This window comes from Asticcacaulis sp. P2_B1, assembly GCF_056404915.1.
This window is the reverse complement of the sequence record NZ_JBFUDD010000002.1, coordinates 510,093-534,494: the sequence shown is the minus strand read 5'-3', so window position 1 is coordinate 534,494 and position 24,402 is coordinate 510,093. Positions and strand designations below refer to the sequence as shown.

Genomic DNA, 24,402 nt, shown 5'->3' with positions numbered 1-24,402 from the left:
TCAGGCCTCGAAAACGTCGGCGCGGCCGAAAGCTTGGGACAGGGCGTCGGCGGTTTGACCGATCGTCGGGCCGTTGGCGCGGACGAATTCGCGCACGTGCTCGCGCTGCACCGGCGTGCCGGCATCGGTCAGGGGGATGAGATAGGGGGCGACGACCTCGGTCTCGCGGCCTTTCCAGGTCAGCAGCAGGTCCTCGGCGGCGGCGTCATCCAGGCGCACGGCCTTGGCCGCGTCCTCGACCCAGCCGGCCTCTCCATACCACAGCGTGAGGCCATCGGTTAACCGGTTGGCGGTCAGCAACTTCATGCGTTCAGTCTCTCATAGATTTCGGTGACGGCGGCGCCGGACTGGTACAGCGAGGCGACCTCGCCGATAATGACCAGGGTCGGGCCCTTCGGTGGCGCGCCGGCGACGGTGTCGGCGAGGGATTGCAGATCGGTCAGGGTGCGCTTCTCGTCCGGACGCGTGCCGTTTTCGATGATCAGCGCCGGGGTGTCGGGCATGCGGCCGTGATGCAGCAGCTTGTCCGCAATGATCTGGCTGGTCGCCACGCCCATATAGACGACCAGGGTGTGGTGCGGCGCCGATAAGGCCGCCCAGTCGAGCATCAGAGGATTGTTGTCGTGGTCGCCATCTTTGGCGTGGCCAGTGACGAAGGTAACGCTTTGGGCATGGTCGCGGTGGGTCAGCGGCACGCCGCTAGACGCCGCGCAGCCGAGTGCCGCGGTGATGCCCGGGGTTATCTGGACTTCGATGCCGGCCTGACGCAGAGCTTCGACCTCTTCGCCGCCGCGGCCGAAGACGAATGGATCGCCGCCCTTCAAGCGCACCACGCGTTTGCCGAGGCGGGCCTGCTCGACCAGCAATTCGTGGATTTGCTCTTGCGGCACGCTGTGGTTCGAGCGTTCCTTGCCGACATAGATGCGTTCGCAATCGCGCCGCGCCATGTCCATAATCTGTTGCCCGACCAGGCGGTCATAGACGATGACGTCGGCCTCGCTGAGGAGGCGCAGGGCCTTCAGGGTCAACAGTTCCGGATCGCCTGGACCGGCGCCGACCAGATGGACGACACCCGTGCGTTCGCCGAAATTCATGGCCTTGGCTGCGGCCACGGCCTCTTCGATCTTGCCTGCGCGCGCCAGCTCGGCGGCGGGAGACACCAGAACGGCTTCCCAGGCGCGGCGGCGATCGTCGACATTGGCGAAGGTCTGACGCAGATACGGACCCAAGGCTTGCGCGAACTCGGCAACGTGGGTTTCCGATGGCGGCACGGCGGCTTCGATCTTGCGGCGAATCTCGCGCGCCAGAACCGGGGCCGAGCCGCCGGTGGCGACGCCGATGCTCAAGGGACCGCGGTCGATAATGGCGGGAAAGTTGAAATCGCTGATATCGGGATAGTCGACGACATTGAGCGGCGCCTTGGTGGCCCGCGCCAGGGCAGCACCGCGCTCAGCCAGTTGGCGTTCTTCGAAAGCCACGACCATCAGACTGGCCTCGGTCAGTTCGGCGGCTTCCGGCCAACGGGATTCGACTTGAATGTCTTCGAAAGTGTCGCCAAAGGGAGCAAAAACAACCAATTTGGCCGGCGTACGCGCCAGCAGGGCGACCTTGCGCACCAGCCACGCGCCGGCACCGATTAGGATCACCTGACGGTCCGCCAACGGCCATGACAAGGGAAGTGCCAGCATCGCAATCACTCATTCGGGCGCACAAAGGGTGCTCCCTGACAGGCTTTTATGTAGTCTTTCACGCCCGCCATTTAAAGCGATGGTTTGTCGCCCGGGAGTTTAGGGCGGCTAATGGTTACTTTGTTTCCGCTCAAGCGCCCCTGGGCTCCTCGCACGGGCTCGGGCGGGCGGTCGCCCTTGCCAAGTCAAGACGACTTGGAATCAGTGGTTTTTCCCATCCCACTTTGTGATCTTCAAACTCTCAAGATCAACATCCGGCAAACAACGCAGATTAATGGCCTTCATCGGCTTTCCATCCGGCCCGCTGCCTTCGGAAAACGGCGCAATCCCACAGGTGGCGCAGAAATGATGGTGTAAAACCCGCTTGTTGAAATTATAGGTCGACAGGTTCTCTTCCGGCGTCGTCAGCGTAAAAGCATCGGCCGGCACAAAGGCCAACAAGGCGCCGCGCCGCCGGCATAGAGAGCAATTGCAATCCATGCCTTCGTTGAAATCGCCTTCAACCTCGAAGGCGATCTTGCCGCAATGGCAGCTTCCCTGATGCAACATGTTGTCTCTCCTGTTTGGCGCATTCAAACATTCTGATCGTAAGAAAACAATCGCGGACAATCCGTCGCATTGCCAAACCCGGCAAAAGCCCTAGGTTATGGCCATGAGTTCAGATCACGCCTTGGCCGCCCGCCAAAAAATCCGCGAAGACGCCGCCGCTATCGGTATCGACGAAGCCTTTATTTCAAAACTGGTCGATGAGTTCTACAGCCGGGTGCGCGAGCATCCGCATCTCGGACCTGTGTTCAACGGCGCCGTGTTTGACTGGCCGGAGCATCTCGACAAATTGAAGGCCTTCTGGGCCTCGGTGGCGCTCAATGCCGGCGCCTATTCCGGCCGGCCGATGCAGGCCCATATGCGCGTGCCGGCCATCGAACCAGCGCATTTTGGCGAATGGCTGTACCTGTTCGAACAGACTCTGCGCGACATCGCCCCGACCGAAGCGGCCGTCGAATATTTCATGGTCCGCGCCAATCGTATCGGCGAAAGTCTGAAACTTGGGCTGTTTTATCGGCCGAGCTGACGGCGGATGCCGGTCAGGCCCCAGTCCATGACCTTGTCGTGGTTCCAAGCGAAAACCGGTCTGAGGACGGGCGCGAACAATCGCATCCAAGGCTTCGATACAGCGACGATCCAGTCATAACGGACATGGGTTACCTCACCCTCGGCCCGCATGGTCCAGCGGCCCAGGCCGTCCAGTTCACCGCTGGCCTGACCTTCGATCAAAGTCATGGGCTCGACCTTTGTCGTGCGTATATCGAAGGTCAAAGCATAGGGCAGGGCGGTGCGCCAGGTCATGCGCCGCAAGGCCCCGACGCCGGTTTCGTCGCCGGCGTCGATCAGGTCAACACATTTGACCGCCGACCACCACGATGGCCAGTGCTCGACGGCGGTGAGCAAGGCCCATACGCGTTCGACCGGCGCGTTCAAACGCCATTCCGTGACCAGATGAAAATCCTTCGCCGCCATGGCCGCTCCCCAGCTTTTGCCATTGTACAGCATTGGCGACGATTTGGATCAGTTTTGGGGCTTGGGGCCAGACAACGTAAAGCACTGGCCCCAAGCCTTACTTCACGCCCAGCTTCTTCTGCAGATCGCTCGATGACGTCGTATATTGGAAGCGCAGCTTACGGTCCGGGTGGACGTAATGGTGGGCCTTTTGCGCCATCAGGGCCGCTTCGTGGAAGCCGCTGAGGATCAGTTTCAGCTTGCCTGGATAGTGGTTGATATCGCCGATAGCGAAGATGCCCGGTGTCGAGGTCTCGAACTTCTCGGTATCGACCGGGATCAGGTTTTCATGCAGGTTGAGGCCGAACTCCGCCACCGGACCCAGCTTCATGGTCAGGCCGAAGAAGGGCAGGAAGGCATCGGCCGGCAAGTAAGATTCCTTGCCATCGGCGTCCTCGATATGGACGGCTTCCAGCGCATGGCCGGTCTCACCCTTCAAGGACGTCGCCTGGGCAATGACCAGGTCCATCTTGCCCTCGGCGACCAGCTCGCGCATCTTGGCTACGCTGTGCGGAGCGGCGCGGAAATCGTCGCGACGGTGGATCAGGGTGACGCGCTTGGCGATCGGTTGCAGGTTCAGTGTCCAGTCGAGCGCGGAATCGCCGCCGCCGGAAATAACGATCGTCTTGTCGCGGAAGGCTTCCATCTTGCGCACGGCATAATGAACGCCCTTGCCGGCCCCGATGTTTTCAAAGCCGTCGATGCCCGGGATGGGCGGCTTTTTCGGTTGGAAAGAGCCGCCGCCGGCGGCGATGACGATGGCCTTGGCGCGGATGACGGTCTTCTGGTCGGTGGTGACTTCCCACAGGCCGGCACCCTCTTCGCCCTCTTCGATCTTGCGCACGGCGACGGCCATTTCGCCGAGATGGTACTTGGCGCCGAAGGGATGGATCTGTTCCAGCAAGCGCTTGGTCAGATCATCGCCGGAGATGATCGGCCAGGCTGGGATGTCGTAGATCGGCTTTTCCGGATAGAGCTCGGCGCATTGACCGCCGACCTTGTCGAGGATGTCGACCAGATGGCATTTGATATCGAGCAGCCCCAGTTCGAAGACGCTGAACAGCCCGACCGGGCCGGCGCCGATGACGACGACATCGGTCGTCCAGGTCTGGCCGGATTCCAACGCTTCCACGTGGTGTAGCGGATTGGCATCTAGGGTCATGAAATTTTTCTCCGGATAGTTTATTTAAACTGAAATGCGCTATAGGACGGCGCACAACACAGGTTGGCTAAAGGTATTGTTATGTCGCGTGATCGTTTGCCGCCGCTGTCGGCGCTTCGGGTGTTCGAAGCGGCAGCCAGGCATGAAAGCTTCAAGCAGGCGGCCGAAGAGCTGTTCGTGACGCCGGGCGCGGTGTCGCAGCAGATCCGTCTGCTGGAGGAACATGTCGGCGTCGAGCTGTTCGTGCGCGATGGCCGCCGCGTGGTGCTGAGCGATGCCGGCAAGGCGTCGGCGCAGATTCTGCGTGAAGCGTTCGAGAAGATGTTCGAGGCAACGCGCCTGATGAAGGCCGGCACGACCAAGGGCCGCGTCACCGTCTCGGCCGCCCCCAGCTTCGCCGCCAAGTGGCTGATGCCGCGGCTCTATGACTTTAGCGCCGCTAATGAAGATATCGATGTTTGGGTCAGCGCCGATATGGCGCCGGTCGATTTCGCCGTCTCCGACATCGACCTGGCCGTCCGTTACGGCAACGGCCACTATAGCGGCCTGCATGTCGAACACCTGCTGGCCGAAGCCGTGGTACCGGTGTGCTCGCCGGCCCTGTTCGACGCTGCGCCGATCAAGAAGCCCGCCGATCTGGCCCATCACCTGCTGTTGCACGATGTCGGCTTCGAGACCGATCCCAGCTGCCCCGATTGGGCGATGTGGCTGAAGGCGCACGGCGTTGAAGGCGTCGACGCGTCGCGCGGCCCGCGTTTCAACCAATCGTCCATGGTCATCGAAGCGGCGGTCGCCGGCCGCGGCGTCGCCCTGGCCAAGCGCACCATCGCCGAAGCCGACTTGCTGGCCGGGCGTTTGATGGTGCTGTTCGACGAAAAGGACGCGCCGCTGCAATACGGCTATTACCTTGTGTGGCCGCAAACGCGCGAGCCGACCCCGGCCCAGGCGCGTTTCATGGCGTGGTTGCGCCTGGAAGCGGCCCGTAACGACGGCGCGCCCAAGGCCGCTGCCGAGACCCCGGTCTTCGCCGCGGAAGGTATTTAGGGAAGCGTCCACTATGACATCCAGGGCGGGACGGGCAGGCCCTTTTCGCGCAGGAACGGCGGATTGAAGATCTTCGATGCGTAACGGTTACCGTAGTCGCACAGCACGGTGACGATGGTCTTGCCGGGGCCCAAATCCTTGGCCATTTTCATGGCGCCGACGATATTGAGCGCCGCCGAAGTGCCGAGGCACAGGCCTTCCTGCTGGATCAAATCATACAACACCGGCAGCCACTCGTCATCGGCGACGCGGTACGACCGGTCGACGACGATACCTTCGAGATTGGCGGTGATGCGGCCCTGACCGATGCCTTCGGAAATCGAAGTGCCTTCCGACTTCAGTTCACCGGTCGTGTAATAGCTGTAAAGCGCAGCGCCGTAAGGATCGGCTAGACCGATCTGGATGTCCGGGCTCTTGGACTTGAGATAGAGGCTGACACCGCCCAGGGTACCACCCGAGCCGACAGCGCAGATAAAAGCGTCGACCTTGCCGTCGGTTTGAGCCCAGATTTCCGGACCTGTGGCGTCGATATGGGCCTGGCGATTGGCGGTATTGTCGAATTGATTGGCCCAGATGACGCTTTCGCCGGCATCACGCAGCTCCTGCGCCAGGGTGCCGGAATAGCGGACATAGTTGCCGGGATTGGCATAGGGCAGGGCGTCGACCTCGATCAGCTCGGCGCCGAAAGCACGTATCGCGTCCTTCTTTTCCTGGGCCTGGGTGCGCGGGATTACGATCTTGGTCTTGTAGCCGAGGGCGTTGGCGACCATGGCCAGCCCGATGCCGGTATTGCCGGCGGTGCCTTCGACGATGGTGCCGCCGGGCTTCAGGCTGCCGTCGGCTTCGGCGGCGCGGATGATCCACAAGGCGGCGCGGTCCTTGATCGATTGACCTGGGTTCAAAAACTCCGCCTTACCGTAGATCTCGCAGCCGGTCGCTTCCGATGCCGCCTTCAGGCGGATCAGCGGCGTGTCGCCGATCAAATCGACGACGGACGAGACGGTCTTGGACATGGAAGAGCTCCTGCGATCACGGCTGGCTTGCTAACAAATTAGTACAGCTCAACCAAGCGATGGATTCTAAGCTCGCGATTTAGTCATTCTGTAACGCTGGAGCAAGGCGTACTTCCTGATTTATGGCGGCAGACTCCCACATCGCCCCCTTACGACCATCGGATTAAGGTTCCGGTTAATAAAACCTTAACCCAGTAAACCTCAAACCCCGGAGAAGTACGATGCACGTTGAAGGACTTTTGCTTATGCTGATCGTCGGCCTGATCGCCGGTTGGTTGGCCCACATGATCGCCGGCGGCAGCGGCAGCCTGGTCGGCAACCTGGTCGTCGGTCTGTTGGGTTCCGTCATCGGCGGCTACCTCGCCAACTTCTTCGGCATCGCCTTCTATGGCCTTGCCGGCAGTATCCTGGTCTCGACGGCCGGGGCACTTATACTTCTGGCCCTGTTCGGCGCCATACGCCGAAGCGCCTAAACCACGGATTTACTTATCCTCGCTTGTAAGCCTGCTATAGTCTCACTATAGCAGGCTTACTTTTTGCGTAAGGGATTCCTCGCAAAAGCTCGGGCGGGCGCTTGCCCTTGCCAAATCTTGCAGGCAAGATTTGGAGACGAACAGGGGTTGATTTAACTATGGCTGTCTTTACGCAGGTCTCGCTGGAAGATGCCCGGGCCTATCTCAGCGCTTATGATATCGGCGACCTGCTGCACCTCGAAGGCATCGAAGAGGGGGTTTCCAACACCAATTTCAAGGTCGAAACGACGACCGGCCTCTATGCCCTGACCCTGTTCGAAGCGGCGACCCCGGAAGATGGCTTGCCGTGGTTCATGGACTATACCCTCTATCTCGATCGCAAGGGTTATCCCGCTCCGGGCCCGGCCCTGAAACGCGATGGTGAGAGCTTGGGGCGCCTGAGCGGCAAGCCATGCGCCCTGATCAAATGGCTGCCGGGTCGCTGGCCGCGCAATCCGGATGTACGCCATGCGGCTTCGGCCGGCGAATATCTCGCCAAGCTGCATCTGGTCGGCGGCGACTTCCCGCAATTTCGCGCCAACAGCATGGGCATAGCCGTGTGGCCGGCCCTGATCGAACGCTGCGTCCCCAAGGCCGCGACCTCGCAAAGGGCGTTGGATATCCTGGAAGATTTCCGCACGGAACTGGGCTATCTCCAAACCAAATGGCCGCAAGGCCTGCCGACCGGCGCCATCCACGCCGACTATTTCACCGATAATGTGCTGATGAACGACGATGGCCAGGTCACCGGCGTCATCGACTATTACTACGCCTGTACCGACGCCTATGCCTACGACCTGGCGGTAGCGCTGAATGCCTGGGGCTTTACGCCGGGCGGCCAGCCCATGCCGGCCATGATTCGCGCCTTTGTAACGGGCTATAACAAGACGCGGCCGCTATCCGAGGCGGAGATCAATGCTCTGCCGCTGTTTGCGCGCGGCTCGGCCATCCGCTTTACCCTGACGCGGCTCTACGACCTGCTCAACCACGATCCGTCCTGGGTGGTGAAGCCCAAGGACCCAGAAGCCTTCTACCGACGGCTCGATTTTCATCGCGGTATCCAGACGGGCCACGCTTATTTTTGATCGGTAGCTATACTTACCTGTGGGCATTACTCTCTTTTGATTGAGTCGATTCGTCGTGATGTCGAGTGTCTGGTAGGGTGTCGTTATGGAAAAAATTGAAGGTGTTTATGCAGCCTACATGACCGGAACAGAAGGCCAAGGATTTGCCTTGGTTCTTTTCATGGACGGAATAATTACAGGTGCTGATCCACTCGGTGTGTTGTTCGATGGTTGGTACAAAATTTCAAAAAAGGAAAGTTCCTATAGTGTATCAGTGAACGTCAAAGTTCCAAAGGGCGGGACCGTCATTCAGGGGGTAACTGCCAAGGATAGCGATATCGCTTATGATGTCCTATTGACGTTACCGCGGAAATTTTGGGAATTGGACTATATCCCCGTGACGACTCCTTTGGGGCCAATAAATATGAAATTAAAGAAAATTAGAGATTTAAGGTCTGCATCCACATGATGTCAGATTGGCTCAAGCCTGAAATCGCCGTATCGTCAATTGCTGCAATAGGCACGATGTTGGCTGCTTATTTCGCATGGTCTATACCAAGAAAGATTGCGGTATTGGCTGAAAAAATGAGGCAGGAATCTGAAACCAACCATGATGCCAGACGATTTAAGTTAAATATATTTGCTGCAATTATGCAGGAGCGGGCTAACCTTTTTTCAGAGGATTGCGTTCGTGCGCTTAATTCCATAGATGTTGCATTTAATGGATCCGTGTCTGTACGCGAGGCTTGGGCGGAGCTGTTCAAGGTTTTAAATTATAGACCTGGTGCGCCTGATTATATTATCGAGGAACGAACGAGACGATTACTTCAAGCGATGGCGATAGATTTGGGTTTGGGCGATAGTCTAAGGTCTGATGATTTGGGACGTGTCTATTATCCGGAAGCTATTGCCCGACAACGGCAGGTTTCTATGCATCAAACCAACGCGCAATATGAACAATTGATGCGATCTCTTAAGACAGAAGGCGGCGTTACCACAGAAGTTGATGGCACTGACAGCTTATGGCCTCCAGCCCCGAAGTAAAATGGTGAATGCTGAAACGTCACGTCTCTCTTCCACCATATTCTAGGCGAGAGGTAGGTCGAGGGCCAGAATAAGGTAATCCCAGCCTACTAAAACTTTGACCTCGTCGCGAGTGGGGTAAGGTGCCTACGTGTATAGGCGATATTAATGCACAAACGCCTTGACGGTTTCCAACGCTTGGAACTCGTCATTGCGGATCGAAACGATGGTTTCCTTCATGCCGTGCAAACGCGCAATGGCTTCGGGCACCTCGGGCGCAAAGCCCAGGGCTTTACCGACGAAGTCCGGGAACTTGGCCGGATGGGCCGTCGCCAGGGCGATCTGCGGCATGTCGGCGCCGCGCTTCAAAGCTGCTGCCACCGCCACCGCCGTATGCGGGCAGATGACACGGTTCCAGCGCTTATAGGCATAGCTGATCGTCGCCTTGGTCTCGCCTTCGGAGATCGAGCTCGCCGTCACCTGGGCATTCAGCGCCGCCTGCAAATCGCCGGACAGATGGACCTTGCCGGTGGCATTGAAGCTGTCGAACACGCCCTTGACGCCTTCACCCTGACGGCCGGACGCCTCATAGACCAGGCGTTCGAAGTTGGATGGTGCCTGGACGTCCATCGACACGGAGGCGGTTTCAACGGCCGGACGGCGGACATAGTGGCCGGTATTGATGGCCTGGGCCAGGGCGTCGTTGCTATTGACCGCGGCGTGGATGTGGCCGACCTTGCCGCCGATCTTGCGCCCTACCCAGCCGGCGAAGGCGTCACCGAAATTGCCGGTCGGCACAACGAAGTCAGGATGGTTGACCCCCGAAGCGGCGGCCGCGGCGAGATAGTAGGGCACCTGACCCAGCAAACGGCCCCAATTGATCGAATTGACGCTCGACACCAGACCGTTTTGTTTCAGCGACTCTTCACCCAGCAGGCGCTTGACCATGCGCTGGCAGTCGTCGAAATCGCCCTCGACCCCGACATTGAGCACATTATCGGCTTCGACCGTTGTCATTTGCAGACGCTGGACCGGCGAAACGCGACCAAGCGGATGGAACACCACCAACCGCACATGTTCCGAACCGGCGAAGGCGCGCACGGCGGCCGCCCCCGTATCGCCGGAGGTCGCCGTGACCAGGGTCAGCTTCTCACCGTTCTGCGCCAGGGCCGCATCGGTCAGCGGGGCGATCATCTGCATCGCCATGTCCTTGAAGGCCAGGGTCGGGCCGTGGAACAGCTCCAGGATCCACAGATTGTCCTCGACCTGGACCAGGGGTGTCTTGCCATTGTCGAGGAAGGCAGCCTTGGTGCGCGCGGCCGCCTTTTGTACGGCCTCGGAGCCCAGAACGTCGACGCCGAACAGGGTGAGCAGCTTTTCCGTCAGGACGCCGTAATCGCCAGCCGACGCCGCATCGAGATCGAAATCGGGCTTCGGATAAACCTCCGGCACGTACAAACCGCCGTCGGGCGCCAGGCCATCCAGCAGGGCGCCAGCGAAATTGCGGGGTTCGCGAAAGCCGCGCGTACCTACATAGTTCATTTTGTTACCATTTTTGCCGCTTGCAGAAGGCGGCGCCAGTTCGTAAAAGCGCGCCGTATCACTTCCCGCCGTTTTAGAAAACCCCCAATGACCGCCGCCGTCACAAAACCTGCACTGCCCGACGTTCTGGAGCAGGCGACACGCGTCACGATCAAGGTCGGTTCGGCCCTGGTTGTCGATGCCGCGACGGGCGCGGCTCACGCCGGCTGGATGCTGGGTCTGGCCCAGGATATCGCCGAACTTCGCGCGGCCGGTAAGTCGGTCGTCCTGGTATCGTCGGGCGCCGTGGCGCTCGGTCGCCGCTATCTCGGTCTTAAGCGCACCAAGCTGAAGCTTGACGAAAAACAAGCCGCCGCCGCTGCCGGACAACCGCGTCTGATGAGCGCGTGGGACGAAGCCTTCGCCACGGTCGGGCTGAAGACAGCTCAGGTCCTGCTGACCCGCGAAGACACCGAAAAACGCCGGCGCTGGCTCAATGCGCGCGCCACCATCGAGACCTTGTTCGACCTGGGCTGCGTGCCGATCGTCAACGAAAACGACACGGTGGTGACCGAAGAAATCCGTTATGGCGACAATGACCGGCTGGCGGCGCGGACGGCGCAATTGGTGCGCTCCGAAGCCCTGATCCTTCTGTCGGATGTCGACGGTCTGTACACGGATGATCCGCGGCGCAACCCACAGGCCCATCATATTCCCCTGGTCGACAAGCTGGACGCCGCCATCGAAGCCATGGCCGGCGGCGCCAATGCCCAGGCTGGCGTCGGTACCGGCGGCATGGCGACCAAGATCGCCGCCGCCAAGATCGCGGGCTCAGCCGGCTGCGCTACCCTGATCACCGACGGCCGGCTCGTGCGCCCGCTGTCGAACCTGAAGCGCTTCACCCTGATCCGGCCTCAGGCCTCGCTCAGTGCGGCTTATAAGGCCTGGATCGCCGGCACCGTGGCGCCCGCCGGTAAGCTGATGCTCGACGACGGCGCCGTGCGCGCCCTGCACAATGGCAAGTCGCTTTTGCCATCGGGTATTGTCGACGTACTGGGCCAATTCGAAAAAGGCGACAGCGTCTCGATCATCTCGCCGTCGGGCGGGGAGATCGCTCGTGGCATCGTCACCTATTCGGCCGACGCTATCCGCGCCATCCGCGGCCGCGGTAGCCGCGACATTGAACAGATTTTAGGGTATACATCCGGAGACGAGGTCATCCATCGCGATGATCTCGCTGTGATTTAGGATTTCGACCATGGACGACCACAGCCGCCTGACCTCGCTGACCGATCTGATGACCGACATGGCCGCCAAGGCCAAGCTCGGCGCTGAAGCCCTGCGCCTGGCCGGCCCGGATGTGCGCACGAATGCCATCCTCGCCGCGGCTAAGGCCATCCGCCAGCGTGAAGCACAAATCCTTGCCGCCAACGAACAGGACCAGCAATTTGCCCGCGATAAGGGCCTGACCCCGGCCATGATCGAGCGCCTGATCCTCAATCCGGCCCGTGTCGAAGCCATGGCCAAGGGTTTGGAAGAGGTTGCCGCCTTGCCCGACCCGGTCGGCCGTGAACTGGCGCGCTGGACCCGCCCCAACGGTCTCGACATCGCTCGCGTCTCGACCCCGATCGGCGTCATCGCCATCATCTATGAATCGCGCCCCAATGTCACCGCCGATGCCGCCGCCCTGTGCGTGCGTTCCAGCAATGCCGCCATTCTGCGCACCGGTTCCGAAGCCTTGAACTCGGCGCTTGCCATCTATGCGGCGTTCGAGGACGGTTTCAAGGCTGCCGGCCTGCCGCCCTATTGCGTGCAATTGGTGCCGACCTCGGACCGCGACGCCGTCGGCCTGATCCTGGGCGGGCTCGACAAGACGATCAACCTGATCATTCCCCGCGGTGGCAAGTCGCTGGTCGCCCGCGTCCAGGCTGAGGCCCGCGCCCCGGTTCTGGCGCATCTCGAAGGTCTCAACCACACCTATATCCATAAGGACGCGGATCCTGCCAAGGCCGTCGAGGTTACGCTGAACGCCAAGATGCGCCGCGTCTCGGTATGCGGAGCGACGGAAACCCTGCTGATCGATGAGGCTGTGGCACCCACCTTGCTGCCGCAGATCGCCAGGGCCCTTGAAGATGCCGGTTGCGAGCTCCGCGGCGATGCGACGGCGCAAAGTCTCTATCCCATGGCGGCCGCGACCGAGGACGACTGGCGCACAGAATACCTGTTGCCCATCATCGCAATCAAGGTGGTAAAGGACGAGGCCGAGGCCATCGCCCATATCAAGACCTATGGCACCTCGCATACCGAAGCCATCATCACTGAGAACCCGGAAGCGGCCGAGACCTTCCTTAACGAGGTCGATTCCGCGATCGTCATCTGGAACGCCTCGACACAATATGCCGATGGTGGCGAGTTCGGTTTGGGCGCGGAGATCGGCATTTCGACGGACCGCATGCATGCCCGCGGGCCGGTCGGCGCCGAGCAGCTGACGACCTTCAAATATATCGTCCGCGGTTCCGGCCAGGCGCGACCCTAAAGTCCTGGTCATAAAAAAGTCACCGTAACCGCAGATCAAGCCGTATTCCGAGTTCGGGGACCTAACCATGTTAGAGCAAAGCGATCCGCAAACCGATGCTATCGTCCTGGCCGCCAGGGAGGTTTACCGCGTTCTGGGTCACGGCTTTCACGCAGCGGTCTATCAGGAGGCGCTTGGCATCGAATTCGCCGTACGCAATATCCCCTTTGTCCGCGATGCGCCCTTATCGGTGATGTACAAGGGCGAGGTCCTGCCGTGCCAGTTTCGCGCCGACTTCGTCTGTTACAGTTCCGTCATCGTCGACGTGAAAGCCGTGGCTCAGGTGTCGGCCGCCGAGGACGCCGAGATTGTCAACTTTCTCAAGGTCTCGCGGCTGCCGACCGGTTTGCTGCTGAATTTCACCGGCGGAAATTTGCAACACAAGCGTTACGTGTTGTCGAAGGATCTGACGACCACACAACATTAATCGGGGTGTGCTTTGGAGAAAACGCATATTCTGTCGTTAAAAGCGCTTCCACAATCTTCCTAACCCGGACAGTCATACAACTGTCGTCAAAACTGCCTATTGACGCCGTTCCTTTACGTTACACACGATTAACGCGCATAAGGTAAGCTGGCCTCCATGGACAACCGCCGTTCACTCCTGGCTATCATCCCCGTCGGCACCTGGTTGGGTACAGCTGTGCTGATCGCCATGGCGTTCGTCCCGGCCTTGCAGTTTTATGTCGTCTTCGTCGCTCTGCTTGTCCTTGGTTATACCGTCTTCCACACTTGGCGCCGCCTGCTCCATCTCGAGCCGAAAGGCGTGGCGCCGGAAGCCCCAGCCCGCGTCCAACCCGAAGGTCCGAGCTTTCAGGAAGTGCTCCGGGCCATTCCCGACCCGGTCATGATCATTGCCGGTTTCGAGCCCAATGACATCGCCGGCCGCTGGATCGTCTTCGCCAATACCGCCGCCCAGGCCACCTTCAAGATCGAGCGTGAAGGGGCGCTTCTGGTCAGCGCCATCCGCACACCGGAAGTGCTGGAATGCGTCGACGAAGCCTTGTTCGGCCGCATCAGCACTTCGACCGTCTTCGACACCAGTGGCGGCGCCCGCGACCAATATTGGCGGGCCTTTTCCTCGCCCTTGCCGGTCGATGACGGCGCCCAACGCCTGGCCTTGCTGGTTGTGCGCGACGAGACCGATATGCGCCGCATGGAGCGCATGCGTGCCGACTTTCTGGCCAATGCCTCGCATGAGTTGCGCACGCCGCTGGCCTCGCTCACAGGCTTCGTCGAAACCTTGCGTGGCCCGGCTAAAGACGATGAAAAGGCGCGCGACAAGTTCCTCGCCATCATGGCGGCCCAGGCCGACCGCATGGGCCGGCTGATCAACGATTTGCTGTCGCTCAGCCGCATCGAACTCAACGAACATGTGCCACCGTCGGGCGAGGCTGACCTGACCCTGGCTGTGCGTGATGTCGTCGACGGTCTGACCCTGATGGCTCAGCAGAAAAATGTTCGCCTGACGGTGACCGGACCGAAACCTGGCCTCTATCCGATTATCGGCGACCGCGATCAAATCCTCCAGGTCGTGCAGAACCTGGCCGACAACGCCTTGAAATACGCGCCGGCGGGTTCCGAAGTCTCCATCGACATCGCCTATGACCTGACCTTGCAACAGGCCCTGGCAACCTCCGACACCCAGGCCGCCAAACTGGTCCTGCTTAGGCCCGACCGCAATGTTCACGAGTTTTATGCCAAGGTCACCGTGCGCGACAACGGCCCGGGTATCCGACGCGAATTCCTGCCGCGCCTGGCCGAGCGCTTCTATCGCGTCGAGGGCCAAAAGAGCGGCGACCGTCTCGGTACCGGCCTCGGCCTCGCCATCGTCAAGCACATCGTCAATCGTCACCGCGGCGGCCTGGTCGTCGAAAGCCAGGGTCAGGTGACGGCGTCGGGTGACGATGTCCTGGAACGCGACAATGTCTCCGCCATACCGGCGCCGACGCCGCAGACCTTTACCGCCTTCAGCGCCTATTTCCCGCAAAAGCACGCCTATGGCGCGGGTCAGGCAGGGCCCCGTTTGGTTAATGGAAACACTTTGAAAGACGCCGGCTAAGCTATTTTTCTTTCATAAATAAAACTGTCACAAAATTCCCCTACACGGCCTATAATTCCTGAATACACTTCGGTATCGCGCGGACGAATCAGCAGCGATGTCACGGACGTCAGGAAGAAGGATTTTTCAGGTGGTATACAAGATGAACTCCCACATCGTGAAAACCTACGGCGATGAACTCGACCAGTTATCGGCCGAGGTCGTTCTGATGGGTGGCCTGGCGGAAGCCCAGGTGGCCGACGCCGTCGAAGCCGTCGCCCGCCGTGATGTCGCCCTCGCCCAAAGCGTCGTGCAACGCGATCACCGTCTCGACGAGCTCGAAAAAGACATCGAGCGCAAGTGCATCCGTCTGATCGCGCTGCGCCAACCCATGGCCGACGACCTGCGCAAGACGGTGGCCGCCATGAAGCTGGCGACCTCGCTGGAGCGGACCGGCGACCTCGCCAAAAATATCGCCAAGCGCGCCATCGTTATTTCCGAAGCCGAGCCCATGTCGGTCCTGACGCGTTCGATCGAGCGCATGGGCAAGCTGGTATCGTCACGTCTGCGTGACGTCCTGGACGCCTATAAGGGCGGCAAGAAGGATTTGGCACAAAGCGTGTGGGTCTCGGACACCGAGGTGGACGAACACTACAACGCCCTGTTCCGCGAACTCCTGACCTATATGATGGGCGATCCGCGCACCATTTCGGCCTGCACGCATCTGCTTTTCATGGCCAAGAACCTGGAACGCATCGGCGACCACGCCACCAATATGGCCGAACACATCCATTACGAACTGACGGGCGAAGACTATGTCGAAGATCGCCCGAAGGGTAATACGCTAAGCTCGATTGAGCCTTAGCGCTCAAGCGCCGCGAGGCTCCTCGCAAAGCTCGGGCGGGCGGTCGCCCTTGCCAAATCTCTTCGAGATTTGGAGATAATCTACGGACACTTTATGAAGCCCTATATCATTATCGCCGAAGACGAAGACGCACTGTCGACCCTGTTGGCCTATAACCTTGAAAAAGAAGGTTATGATGTCGGCACCGCGGCCGATGGCGATGACGCCTTGATGATGATCAAGGAGCGCCAGCCCGACCTTTTGGTGTGCGACTGGATGATGCCGAAGGTCTCGGGCATAGAGGTATGCCGCCGCCTGCGCCAGCAGTCGACAACCCGTAACCTGCCGATCGTCATGCTGACCGCCCGCTCGGAAGAAACAGACCGTATCCGCGGTCTCGACACCGGCGCCGACGATTATGTCGTCAAACCGTTCTCCATGGTCGAGCTGATGGCGCGCATCCGCGCCGTCCTGCGCCGTATCCGCCCGGCGCTCAGCGATGACCGCGTCGAATTCGGCGAAATCAGCGTCGACCGCATGTCCCACCGCGTCCAGCGCGCCGGCCGCGACATCCATCTGGGGCCGACGGAATACAAGCTCCTCGACTACCTGATCCAGTATCCGAAGCGTGTCTTCAGCCGCGAGCAACTGCTCGACGCCGTCTGGGGTAACGACGTCTATGTCGAAGCCCGCACGGTCGACGTCCATATCGGCCGCTTGCGCAAGGCGCTCAACGAAGACCAGGACTTCGACCCGATCCGTACCGTGCGTTCGGCCGGTTATTCGCTCGACCTTCAGGGTTAAGCCGTCGCTATCTCCACACCCGGCGTCGGGTTCGGAGGCGCCAGGGCGAGTTCGAAGCGAATAAGTTTGGCGCGGTAGTCGATCGAGACCCGCGAAAACTGCCGTAGGTAGTCCATGCCGATCAGCAGGGCCGGATGGTCGTGCAGGTCCCAATTGCCGAAATCGGGCACGTCGGCAATGACCAGCGTGCCATCGGTAAAGGTCAGTTTCTGCAGCCGGATGCGCGATACCGGTATGGCCTGGCCGATCATCTCGCCGCCGGTCGCGCCGGACAACACCATGCCGTCGCGCCCCTGCAAGGCCGGATCGCGCGCTTTCAGGGCGGCGTACAGCGCCGGATTGCCGATCGACACCTCGGCGCCGGAATCGATAAAAGCGCTGGCCGCGACCCCATCGACCACGCAATCGACGACGCGCAGGTGGCCGGCCGAGCCGCGTGCCTTGATCCGCGTCGATTCGGCGGCATCCTCGTCCGGCACAAACGCCTGTTTCGGTTGTTCGATCGTCAGGGTGTGGTGTTTGAAATCGAAAATGACGCGGCTGGCGTTAACGGCATCGAGGCCGAGATAGCCGTCGGCGACCAGCGAGATCCGCGGCAGGATCGGCATGTCGACGTTTTCAAGACTGAAGGGACCGAAGCCCAGCCTGTCGACCATGACGGTCGGCGCGACGATGCGCCGTGCAATCCCATCGACGACGACGGACGGCCCGAGCGGCAAGCCGAGCGCCGCCACGATGTCGTCGGCAATGACGGATTTTTCGGCGCCGGTATCGACCACGAAGTTGTAGGACCTGCCGTTGACGGTCACGGCCACCGTCAGATGGCTGGCGGCGTCGGTTTGGGCGGCCAGGCTGGCCGCGTCCTGGTCCGGCGTCGGGGGTGTCGGGTTGGCGGTGATCTCTTGTCCCCGAACTGTGACGGGCAGGGCGGTCAAGGCAGCGGCGATGGTCATGAAATGCCGGCGCGATCCCCTATACGTGACCTCTAGCAATGACTTACCTGGCGACATCGGCCTTATCCTTACAAAATCAGGCGTTCGTCCCGATCTCGACCCCCGGTGTCGGGTTCGGCGGCGCCATGCTGAGCTCGAAGCGAATGATCTTGGCACGATAATCGATCGAGACGCGCGAAAACTGGCGCAGATAATCCATGCCGATCAGCAGAGCCGGACGTTCGCTCAGACCCCAGTTGTCGAAGTCCGGCACATCGGCCATGACCAGCGTACCATTGGTGAACGCCAGGCCCTGAAGCCGGATGCGCGTAACGGGAACGACCTGGCCGGTGACTTCGCCGCCGGTAACCCCGGTCAGCACCATGGCGCTTGTTTCTTTCAAGCCCTTGTTGCGTGACTTTAACGCCTCGTACAGGGCCGGATTGCCGACCGAGACCTCGGCGCCTGTGTCGATAAAGGCGGTAGCGGCGACGCTGTCGACCAGGCAGTCGACGACGCGCAGGTGGCCGGCCGAGCCGCGCGCCTTGATGTGCGCCGACCCAGCTACCGGATCGTCCGGGACGAAGGCATTTTTGGGTTGTTCAATGGTTACGGTGTGGTCGCGAAAATCGAAGGTCACGCGACTGCCGTTGATGGCGTCGAGACCGAGATAGCCGTCGGCGACCAGGGAGGTGCGCGGCAGGATCGGGATGGTCAGGTTTTGGCGGCTGAAAGGACCGAAGCGAAGGTCGGCGATTTTCGCGGTCTGGGCTTCGATCCGGCGGGAAATGCCGTCGACCATCACCATCGGACCCAGCGGCAGGGCAAGCTCCGCCGCAACATTGTCGGCGATAACGGACCGTTCCGCGCCGGTATCGACGACGAAGTGGTAGAGCGCGTCATTGACCCCGACTTGCACCGTCAGGTGGTTGGCGGCATCGGTACGCGCGGCCAGACTCGCCGTGTCGTGGTCCGGTGCGGTTTGCAGCGTGGCATTGGCGGTGATTTGCTGGGCCTTAGCGGCCACGGGCAAGGCGGCTAGGGCAAGGCTGCCCGCCATGAAGCGCCGGCGCGAACGCGCGGCATCGATCGGTGTGTGTGACAATCTGGTGTTTCCCCGGATCCATGTTTGTTCTGGATCTCGGGATTGTTATAGCGCGTTTAAGTCTGGCTCACAATCGGCCACCCCTTACCGGTTACAGACCGACCAGAAATGTCTTCGAGCAGTATTCACAGGTGATGTGGACCTTGCCGTCGTCCTCCAGCATTTCGCGCTGTTCCTCAGCGGAGAACGACTGCACCAGGCCTTCGACGCGTTCCTGCGAACAGCGGCACAGCTTGAACACGCCTTTCAGTGCGCTCAGCCGCACGCCGTCCTCGTGGAACAGCCGGTACAGCAGCCGGTCGGCCGGAAGCTCGAAATCGGTCAGCTCTTCTTCGCCAAGCGTCTCGAACAGGGCGCGGATATGCTGGAACGATTCCTTGGTGTCGCCGCGCGTCTCGTCGCCGGCGATGGCCTGGATCATGGCGCCGGCGGCGCGCCAGCGCTTGCCGTCCGGACCAGGTTCATGGGRCACGGCCAGCTTGATATGGGTCGGCACCTGTTCGGATTGGGCGAAATAGTGCTCGGCGCACAGGGCCAGGCTCTCGCCTTCGATCGGGGTGATACCCTGATAGCGTTCAGCGTGGTTTTCCGCGTCCAGCGTCATGATAAAGGTGCCCTTGCCGAGCAGGGACTGCGCCCCCAGGCTGACGAACTTGCCCTCATTTTCGGCTACCAGTTGGGCCACGGCCTCCTCGTCGTAACGGCAGAAGCCGCGCAAGCCGCCGCGTGTGTCATAGTCGGCGACGACATAGCGCACGGCGCCGTCGCCCTGGGCCTGCAGGATCAAGCGCCCCTCGAACTTCAACGACGCGCCGACGATGGTCGCCAGCACGCAGGCCTCGCCCAACAGGTTGGCGATGACGTCGGGATAGTCGTGAGACTTCAGAATCTGGTCCAGGGTTTCGCCCAGGCGTACCAGCCGCCCATGCACCGGATGGGTTTCGATGACGAAACGGGCGGAATAGTCTTCGGTGGTGTCGAACGTGTCGGGCATGAAATCGCGGCGCTGCTCAGAATCTTCGGACATAGGATACTTTCGAACTATTTAATGAATTAGCGGCGCTATCGCCACAAGAAAGGACAAAGCGGTTGTGCGGAGGGCGCTTTTATCTTATCGCACGCCCATACAATCATATAGGGCGAACGGCCCCCGCCGGTCGGACGCTTGTAAATAGGCATGACCGCGATGAATGCAAGTTTTGCACAGCCGAACCTCGCCACCCTGGTTCTCGACTTCGATTCGACCTTCACCACGGTCGAAGCGCTCGACATCCTGGCCGAACTGCTGTCGGCCGCCGATCCAGCTCGTGGCGCCGATGTCGCACATATCAAGACCCTGACCGATCAGGCCATGTCGGGCGAGATATCCTTCGCCGACGCCTTGCAACGCCGCATCCAGATCCTCAAGCCGACACGAGACGATATCGCCTCCCTGGTCGAGGTCCTGAAGGACAAGGTCAGCCCCTCGATCGCCCGCAACCGTGCGGTGTTCGCTGAACACGCCGGCAAGATCCGCATCATTTCCGGTGGCTTCCACGATTTCATCGATCCCGTCGTCGCCGACTATGGCATCGAGGCTGAATATGTCCTGGCCAACCGTCTGATTTTCGATGCCGACGGCATCGCCATCGGCATCGACCTGACCAATCCGCTGTCCCAGGACGGTGGCAAGATCGTCGCGGTGCAAGGCCTCAACCTGGCGGGCGATGTCGTCATGGTCGGCGACGGCTGGACCGATTACGAAGTCTATAAGGGCGGCGCCGCCGAACGCTTCTACGCCTTCACCGAAAACGTCACGCGTCCCAAGGTCATCGCCGCCCTCAATGGCGACACCACCAAGACCGCGGCCTCGTTCGATGAAGTCCTGCACAGTGAAGGCTATCAGGGCCGTTACTCCTTCCCGCGCTCCAAGCTGAAGGTCCTGCTGCTCGAAAACATCCACCCCGACGCCGTCCGTGCCTTCCGCGAAGAAGGTTACGACGTGTCGACCGTCAAGGGCGCGCTTGACGAAGACGACCTGATCCAGGCGATCCAGGGCGTTCATATCCTCGGCCTGCGCTCGAAGACCAACCTGACCGCCAAGGCCATCGCGGCCGCTGACAAGCTGCTGGCCGTCGGCGCCTTCTGCATCGGCACCAACCAGATCGACCTGAAGGCCTGTTCGCAAAAGGGCATCGCCGTCTTCAACGCGCCCTATTCCAACACGCGCTCGGTCGTCGAAATGGTCATCGGGCTGATCGTCATGCTGACCCGCAATATCCCGGACAAATCCCAGGCCATGCACGTCGGCAAGTGGGACAAGTCGGCGACTGGCGCCCACGAAGTCCGCGGCAAGACGCTCGGCATCATCGGCTACGGCGCCATTGGTTCCCAGCTGTCGATCCTGGCCGAAGGCTTCGGCATGCGCGTCATCTATTTCGACCTCGCCGAAAAGCTGACGCTCGGCAATGCCAAACGCTACCGCTCGCTCGACGCCCTGCTGGCCGAAGCCGATGTCATCTCGCTGCATGTCGACGGCCGCGGCGAGAACAAAAACCTGTTCGGCGCGGCGCAATTCGCCCGCATGAAGGACGGCGCCATCTTCATCAACCTATCGCGCGGCCACGTCGTCGATATCGCCGCCCTGGCCAACGCCCTCAAAACGAAGAAGATCTACGGTGCCGCCGTCGACGTCTTCCCCGAAGAGCCGCGCACCAATGATGATCCGTTCGAAAGCCCGCTGATGGGCCTGTCCAACCTCGTCCTGACGCCGCATATCGGCGGCTCGACCGAGGAAGCCCAGGAAGCTATCGCCGAATTCGCCTCGGAACGCCTGCTCAACTTCCTCAATCGTGGGGACACCACCTTCTCCGTCAACATGCCCCATGTCCAGCTGTCCGAAGTCGAAGGCCGCCACCGCTTCCTCCACCTGCACAAGAACGTCCCGGGCGTCCTGGCCGCTATCAACGCCATCATGGCCAAGCACGGCCTGAACGTCCTGGCCCAGCACCTCAAGACCAATGAGACGCTTGGTTATGTGATTGTCGACGTCGATAGGGGATATCCGAAGGAAGCCCTGGAAGATCTCAAGCAGGTCAACGGGACGCTGAAGTTCAGGTCGCTGGTGTAAAGGCGAGGGGCCCCAAGAAACGTTACTTGGCCCCTCGACCCCATAACTTGACAGCGCTTCCAAAATTGGCGCCAATCCTCGCAATGAAGAGGAGGACGCCATGAAGATCCTGTCGCTCGCGCTGGCTGCAAGCCTGCTGACCGCCATCCCCGTCAGCGCCCAGACCACCCAAACGATTCCCTGGCGTCCGGCCGATGTCATGGCCCTGGCCGAAAAAGCCGGCGATTATCAACTGACGCATATCGGCGACATCCCGGTCACCCAGTGGGGCTCCGAATCCGTCAAACCGCAGAGCTGGGAGCAAGGCGCCCTGTTCACCGGCTTGACCGCCCTGGCCGACCACAGCCAAAAGCCTGAATTTGCCGCCGCCGTGCTGAAACGCGGCCAGGACATGCAATGGCAGCCGGGCGCGCGCGCCTACCATGCCGACGACTATGTCATTGCCTCGTCCTATCTGTGGGACAGCCGCCACGGCGCAGGCGATGCGGCTCTCGCCCCGACGCGCGCTCGCCTCGACGCCATCCTGGCCGCTAAGCCGACTAATGACCTGAATTTCGACACCAAACCCGATTGTCAGGCGCGCTGGTGCTGGGCCGACGCTCTCTTCATGGCCCCGCCCGTCTGGTTCGAGATGTCGCGCCTGACCGGCGACGCGAAATATGCCGATTATGCCAAGTCCGAGTTCTGGGCCACCGCCGACTATCTCTACGACAGCGACCATCACCTGTTTTATCGCGACAGCCGCTTCTTCGAGCGCAGCGACATCAACGGTGAAAAATTATTCTGGAGCCGCGGCAATGGCTGGGTGTTCGCCGGGCTGGCGCGTATCATCCCGCTGCTGCCCGCTAACGACCCCGATCGCCCAAAATTCATCGCCTTGTTCCAGCAGATGGCGGCCGAACTGAAATCGATCCAGAAGCCCGACGGCTTCTGGTCGCCGTCGCTACTGGGCGACCCGGAAACCAGCCTGCCAGAGGAAAGCGGCACCGGTTTCTACACCTATGGTTTCGCCTGGGGTATCAAGGCAGGTGTGCTCGAGCGCACGGACTATGAGCCGGTGGTGCGCAGCGGCTGGGTGGCCTTGGTCCGCTCCGTTCATCCCGATGGCAAGGTCGGCTATGTCCAACCGGTCAGCGACCGTCCCGACAATGTAGGTTACGAGGACACGCAGTTCTACGGCACAGGCGCTTTCCTGCTGGCAGCCACCGCCGTCGCAGATCTCGACCTGGCGCCGGTCGAGCCACTGAAACCTACTGTGACGATCGAGAACACCTCAGACTACGACCAACCCGCGGTGGCGGCCTCCGTGCGCGCACAGGAACTTGAGGCCGCGGGCGCCGCGTTGGAGCAGGTTTGGCCGGCCGGCGGATGGTCGATTGTCGTCGATGGCCGCACCTATCCCGCCGAGACTAACGGGTATGAGCTCTTCGACAATCTGGAGTTCGCCGTGCCGTTGAAGGCCCACCAACGGGTGACGGTCCAAATCGTCCCCCAGGCGTCCGTCCTGCCAAGACAGGTTCAAGCCATCCTCAATGTCCAGGAGGGCGGCACGCTGGAAGGTATCGCCGGTCAGGGTGGTATCGTTAAGGGCGGCACCTTTCACCTGCGCAGCCATTATGGCGTGCCCGCCGATCATTTTATCCACGATGGCGTCATCGCCTTTGAAGGCATCGGCTGGGAATCCAGTGCCGTCGCCTACCGCCTTTATCTCGACCAACGCAACGTCATCGACATATATGGCAAAAAACTGCCAGGGCCGATCCTCCAATCGATCGGCCAGAATGTCGGCGATTATCACAGCATGAATGACTGGGGCCAAGACATCTTCCAGGTCGACCAGAGCCTCGGCATGGGGGGATTGGGCAAGGTCGTGGACGGCAAGGCGGTGCAGATTGGTCCGTCGACTATCGTCGCCGAAGTTGTAAACAGTGCAGCAAGTGCTGCAGCCATCGTTGAATCCCTGGGCTTTGACGACGGAAAGGCGTCCTTGCGGACGGTGTATCAAATTCTTGCTGGTTCGCCGCTGACCTGGGTTAACGCGCAGGCCACAGGTCAGGCACCGGCCATGGCGGCGGGTCTGGTGCATCATAAGGACATGACGGTGTTAACCTCGTCCGCGAATGCCGGTGACTGGCATTATGTCGCTACCTGGGGCCGGCAAAGTCTGGCCGGCGACGATCTGGGCATTGCGCTGTTCTATCGGGCGTCGGAGACATCCGGACCGTCCGATGACGGACAAACCCTGTTCGTCACTTTCAAGAACCCAGGAAACATCGCCTATGTGTTCGGGGCAACGTGGGCGCAGGATTTAAGCGGGGTGAAAACCCAGGCCGATTTCCAGCACTGGCTGAATGTCACCGTGGACTATCTCGAGCATCAGCCCATTATCAGCATTAATCGCTGACGAG

Annotated in this window: 24 protein-coding genes; 14 read left to right on the top strand and 10 right to left on the bottom strand. The window is 60.8% G+C overall.

Annotated elements, in window-relative coordinates; genetic code table 11:
- From AC1DX3_RS06730 to AC1DX3_RS06720, 3 genes are all read right to left on the bottom strand, one after another.
- Positions 1-306 carry a DUF2849 domain-containing protein gene (locus tag AC1DX3_RS06730; RefSeq protein ID WP_476988481.1) on the bottom strand — a complete coding sequence of 102 codons (306 nt, stop codon included), beginning with the start codon at positions 304-306 and terminating at the stop codon, positions 1-3.
- Entirely contained in the window at positions 303-1,688 is a 1,386-nt protein-coding gene (gene cysG, locus AC1DX3_RS06725) for a siroheme synthase CysG (protein ID WP_476988480.1), read from the bottom strand. Before cysG ends, AC1DX3_RS06730 begins: the two co-directional genes overlap by 4 nt.
- A gap of 201 nt (positions 1,689-1,889) precedes the next feature.
- Positions 1,890-2,237: a GFA family protein gene (locus AC1DX3_RS06720; RefSeq protein WP_476988479.1), complete on the bottom strand. Its 348-nt coding sequence runs from the start codon at positions 2,235-2,237 to the stop codon at positions 1,890-1,892.
- A gap of 103 nt (positions 2,238-2,340) precedes the next feature.
- Between AC1DX3_RS06720 and AC1DX3_RS06715 the strand changes: the two genes are divergently transcribed.
- Positions 2,341-2,760: a group III truncated hemoglobin gene (locus AC1DX3_RS06715; protein WP_476988478.1), complete on the top strand. Its 420-nt coding sequence runs from the start codon at positions 2,341-2,343 to the stop codon at positions 2,758-2,760.
- On the opposite strand, the gene AC1DX3_RS06710 is transcribed toward AC1DX3_RS06715, so the two are convergent.
- Together AC1DX3_RS06710 and AC1DX3_RS06705 are read right to left on the bottom strand one after the other, a co-directional pair.
- Positions 2,745-3,206, bottom strand: a complete 462-nt coding sequence (locus AC1DX3_RS06710; protein ID WP_476988477.1) for an SRPBCC family protein — start codon at positions 3,204-3,206, stop codon at positions 2,745-2,747. The genes AC1DX3_RS06715 and AC1DX3_RS06710 overlap by 16 nt on opposite strands.
- Positions 3,207-3,303: 97 nt before the next feature.
- Positions 3,304-4,407: an NAD(P)/FAD-dependent oxidoreductase gene (locus AC1DX3_RS06705; protein WP_476988476.1), complete on the bottom strand. Its 1,104-nt coding sequence runs from the start codon at positions 4,405-4,407 to the stop codon at positions 3,304-3,306.
- An 81-nt stretch (positions 4,408-4,488) separates the two neighbouring features.
- On the opposite strand from AC1DX3_RS06705, the gene gcvA reads away from it, so the two are divergent.
- On the top strand, positions 4,489-5,451 hold the full coding sequence (gene gcvA, locus AC1DX3_RS06700; protein ID WP_476988475.1) for a transcriptional regulator GcvA: 963 nt from the start codon (positions 4,489-4,491) through the stop codon (positions 5,449-5,451).
- An 11-nt stretch (positions 5,452-5,462) separates the two neighbouring features.
- Here the strand turns inward: gcvA and AC1DX3_RS06695 are convergent, their stop codons facing one another.
- Entirely contained in the window at positions 5,463-6,464 is a 1,002-nt protein-coding gene (locus tag AC1DX3_RS06695) for a cysteine synthase A (protein WP_476988474.1), read from the bottom strand.
- A gap of 221 nt (positions 6,465-6,685) precedes the next feature.
- Here AC1DX3_RS06695 and AC1DX3_RS06690 point away from each other — a divergent pair, with 221 nt between their 5' ends.
- From AC1DX3_RS06690 to AC1DX3_RS06675, 4 genes are all read left to right on the top strand, one after another.
- The gene (locus AC1DX3_RS06690; RefSeq protein ID WP_476988473.1) at positions 6,686-6,937 is read left to right on the top strand and encodes a GlsB/YeaQ/YmgE family stress response membrane protein; all 252 of its coding nucleotides are present in this window, start codon (positions 6,686-6,688) and stop codon (positions 6,935-6,937) included.
- 158 nt (positions 6,938-7,095) lie between these two features.
- Positions 7,096-8,061 (top strand): homoserine kinase, encoded by a 966-nt coding sequence (gene thrB / locus AC1DX3_RS06685; protein WP_476988472.1) that lies wholly within the window; start codon positions 7,096-7,098, stop codon positions 8,059-8,061.
- 85 nt (positions 8,062-8,146) lie between these two features.
- Complete coding sequence (locus AC1DX3_RS06680) at positions 8,147-8,509, top strand: hypothetical protein (RefSeq protein ID WP_476988471.1); 363 nt, start codon at positions 8,147-8,149, stop codon at positions 8,507-8,509.
- Complete coding sequence (locus tag AC1DX3_RS06675) at positions 8,506-9,084, top strand: DUF6680 family protein (protein WP_476988470.1); 579 nt, start codon at positions 8,506-8,508, stop codon at positions 9,082-9,084. Before AC1DX3_RS06680 ends, AC1DX3_RS06675 begins: the two co-directional genes overlap by 4 nt.
- Before the next feature lie 144 nt (positions 9,085-9,228).
- Here the strand turns inward: AC1DX3_RS06675 and thrC are convergent, their stop codons facing one another.
- Positions 9,229-10,605, bottom strand: a complete 1,377-nt coding sequence (thrC, locus tag AC1DX3_RS06670) for a threonine synthase (protein ID WP_476988469.1) — start codon at positions 10,603-10,605, stop codon at positions 9,229-9,231.
- Positions 10,606-10,692: 87 nt separating this feature from the next.
- On the opposite strand from thrC, the gene proB reads away from it, so the two are divergent.
- From proB to phoB, 6 genes are all read left to right on the top strand, one after another.
- Entirely contained in the window at positions 10,693-11,832 is a 1,140-nt protein-coding gene (gene proB / locus AC1DX3_RS06665) for a glutamate 5-kinase (protein WP_476988468.1), read from the top strand.
- Positions 11,833-11,842: 10 nt separating this feature from the next.
- Entirely contained in the window at positions 11,843-13,120 is a 1,278-nt protein-coding gene (locus AC1DX3_RS06660) for a glutamate-5-semialdehyde dehydrogenase (protein ID WP_476988467.1), read from the top strand.
- Between the two features lie 67 nt (positions 13,121-13,187).
- The gene (locus AC1DX3_RS06655; protein ID WP_476988466.1) at positions 13,188-13,586 is read left to right on the top strand and encodes a GxxExxY protein; all 399 of its coding nucleotides are present in this window, start codon (positions 13,188-13,190) and stop codon (positions 13,584-13,586) included.
- A 156-nt stretch (positions 13,587-13,742) separates the two neighbouring features.
- Positions 13,743-15,221 carry a sensor histidine kinase gene (locus AC1DX3_RS06650; protein WP_476988465.1) on the top strand — a complete coding sequence of 493 codons (1,479 nt, stop codon included), beginning with the start codon at positions 13,743-13,745 and terminating at the stop codon, positions 15,219-15,221.
- A gap of 142 nt (positions 15,222-15,363) precedes the next feature.
- Positions 15,364-16,065 (top strand): phosphate signaling complex protein PhoU, encoded by a 702-nt coding sequence (phoU, locus tag AC1DX3_RS06645; RefSeq protein WP_476988464.1) that lies wholly within the window; start codon positions 15,364-15,366, stop codon positions 16,063-16,065.
- 93 nt (positions 16,066-16,158) lie between these two features.
- Entirely contained in the window at positions 16,159-16,848 is a 690-nt protein-coding gene (gene phoB, locus AC1DX3_RS06640; RefSeq protein WP_476988463.1) for a phosphate regulon transcriptional regulator PhoB, read from the top strand.
- On the opposite strand, the gene AC1DX3_RS06635 is transcribed toward phoB, so the two are convergent.
- The 3 genes from AC1DX3_RS06635 to AC1DX3_RS06625 all read right to left on the bottom strand — a co-directional run bounded on the left by AC1DX3_RS06635 (position 16,845) and on the right by AC1DX3_RS06625 (position 19,912).
- Positions 16,845-17,801, bottom strand: a complete 957-nt coding sequence (locus AC1DX3_RS06635) for an aspartyl protease family protein (protein WP_476988462.1) — start codon at positions 17,799-17,801, stop codon at positions 16,845-16,847. The genes phoB and AC1DX3_RS06635 overlap by 4 nt on opposite strands.
- A gap of 76 nt (positions 17,802-17,877) precedes the next feature.
- Positions 17,878-18,885 (bottom strand): aspartyl protease family protein, encoded by a 1,008-nt coding sequence (locus AC1DX3_RS06630; protein WP_476988461.1) that lies wholly within the window; start codon positions 18,883-18,885, stop codon positions 17,878-17,880.
- 91 nt (positions 18,886-18,976) lie between these two features.
- Positions 18,977-19,912, bottom strand: a complete 936-nt coding sequence (locus tag AC1DX3_RS06625) for an Hsp33 family molecular chaperone (RefSeq protein WP_476988460.1) — start codon at positions 19,910-19,912, stop codon at positions 18,977-18,979.
- Between the two features lie 150 nt (positions 19,913-20,062).
- On the opposite strand from AC1DX3_RS06625, the gene serA reads away from it, so the two are divergent.
- Together serA and AC1DX3_RS06615 are read left to right on the top strand one after the other, a co-directional pair.
- The gene (serA, locus tag AC1DX3_RS06620; protein WP_476988459.1) at positions 20,063-21,994 is read left to right on the top strand and encodes a phosphoglycerate dehydrogenase; all 1,932 of its coding nucleotides are present in this window, start codon (positions 20,063-20,065) and stop codon (positions 21,992-21,994) included.
- 100 nt (positions 21,995-22,094) lie between these two features.
- Positions 22,095-24,398: a glycoside hydrolase family 88 protein gene (locus AC1DX3_RS06615; protein WP_476988458.1), complete on the top strand. Its 2,304-nt coding sequence runs from the start codon at positions 22,095-22,097 to the stop codon at positions 24,396-24,398.
- Positions 24,399-24,402: the final 4 nt, after the last annotated feature.

Coding starts and splice junctions, on each gene's coding strand:
- thrB (WP_476988472.1), top strand. CDS start 7,096: ATGGCTGTCTTTACGCAGGTCTCGCTGGAAGATGCCCGGGCCTATCTC.
- gcvA (WP_476988475.1), top strand. CDS start 4,489: ATGTCGCGTGATCGTTTGCCGCCGCTGTCGGCGCTTCGGGTGTTCGAA.
- AC1DX3_RS06730 (WP_476988481.1), bottom strand. CDS start 306: ATGAAGTTGCTGACCGCCAACCGGTTAACCGATGGCCTCACGCTGTGG.
- AC1DX3_RS06615 (WP_476988458.1), top strand. CDS start 22,095: ATGAAGATCCTGTCGCTCGCGCTGGCTGCAAGCCTGCTGACCGCCATC.
- AC1DX3_RS06695 (WP_476988474.1), bottom strand. CDS start 6,464: ATGTCCAAGACCGTCTCGTCCGTCGTCGATTTGATCGGCGACACGCCG.
- AC1DX3_RS06650 (WP_476988465.1), top strand. CDS start 13,743: ATGGACAACCGCCGTTCACTCCTGGCTATCATCCCCGTCGGCACCTGG.
- cysG (WP_476988480.1), bottom strand. CDS start 1,688: ATGCTGGCACTTCCCTTGTCATGGCCGTTGGCGGACCGTCAGGTGATC.
- AC1DX3_RS06720 (WP_476988479.1), bottom strand. CDS start 2,237: ATGTTGCATCAGGGAAGCTGCCATTGCGGCAAGATCGCCTTCGAGGTT.
- AC1DX3_RS06690 (WP_476988473.1), top strand. CDS start 6,686: ATGCACGTTGAAGGACTTTTGCTTATGCTGATCGTCGGCCTGATCGCC.
- serA (WP_476988459.1), top strand. CDS start 20,063: ATGACCGCGATGAATGCAAGTTTTGCACAGCCGAACCTCGCCACCCTG.
- thrC (WP_476988469.1), bottom strand. CDS start 10,605: ATGAACTATGTAGGTACGCGCGGCTTTCGCGAACCCCGCAATTTCGCT.
- proB (WP_476988468.1), top strand. CDS start 10,693: ATGACCGCCGCCGTCACAAAACCTGCACTGCCCGACGTTCTGGAGCAG.
- phoU (WP_476988464.1), top strand. CDS start 15,364: ATGAACTCCCACATCGTGAAAACCTACGGCGATGAACTCGACCAGTTA.
- AC1DX3_RS06655 (WP_476988466.1), top strand. CDS start 13,188: ATGTTAGAGCAAAGCGATCCGCAAACCGATGCTATCGTCCTGGCCGCC.
- phoB (WP_476988463.1), top strand. CDS start 16,159: ATGAAGCCCTATATCATTATCGCCGAAGACGAAGACGCACTGTCGACC.
- AC1DX3_RS06705 (WP_476988476.1), bottom strand. CDS start 4,407: ATGACCCTAGATGCCAATCCGCTACACCACGTGGAAGCGTTGGAATCC.
- AC1DX3_RS06680 (WP_476988471.1), top strand. CDS start 8,147: ATGGAAAAAATTGAAGGTGTTTATGCAGCCTACATGACCGGAACAGAA.
- AC1DX3_RS06715 (WP_476988478.1), top strand. CDS start 2,341: ATGAGTTCAGATCACGCCTTGGCCGCCCGCCAAAAAATCCGCGAAGAC.
- AC1DX3_RS06660 (WP_476988467.1), top strand. CDS start 11,843: ATGGACGACCACAGCCGCCTGACCTCGCTGACCGATCTGATGACCGAC.
- AC1DX3_RS06635 (WP_476988462.1), bottom strand. CDS start 17,801: ATGACCATCGCCGCTGCCTTGACCGCCCTGCCCGTCACAGTTCGGGGA.
- AC1DX3_RS06675 (WP_476988470.1), top strand. CDS start 8,506: ATGATGTCAGATTGGCTCAAGCCTGAAATCGCCGTATCGTCAATTGCT.
- AC1DX3_RS06710 (WP_476988477.1), bottom strand. CDS start 3,206: ATGGCGGCGAAGGATTTTCATCTGGTCACGGAATGGCGTTTGAACGCG.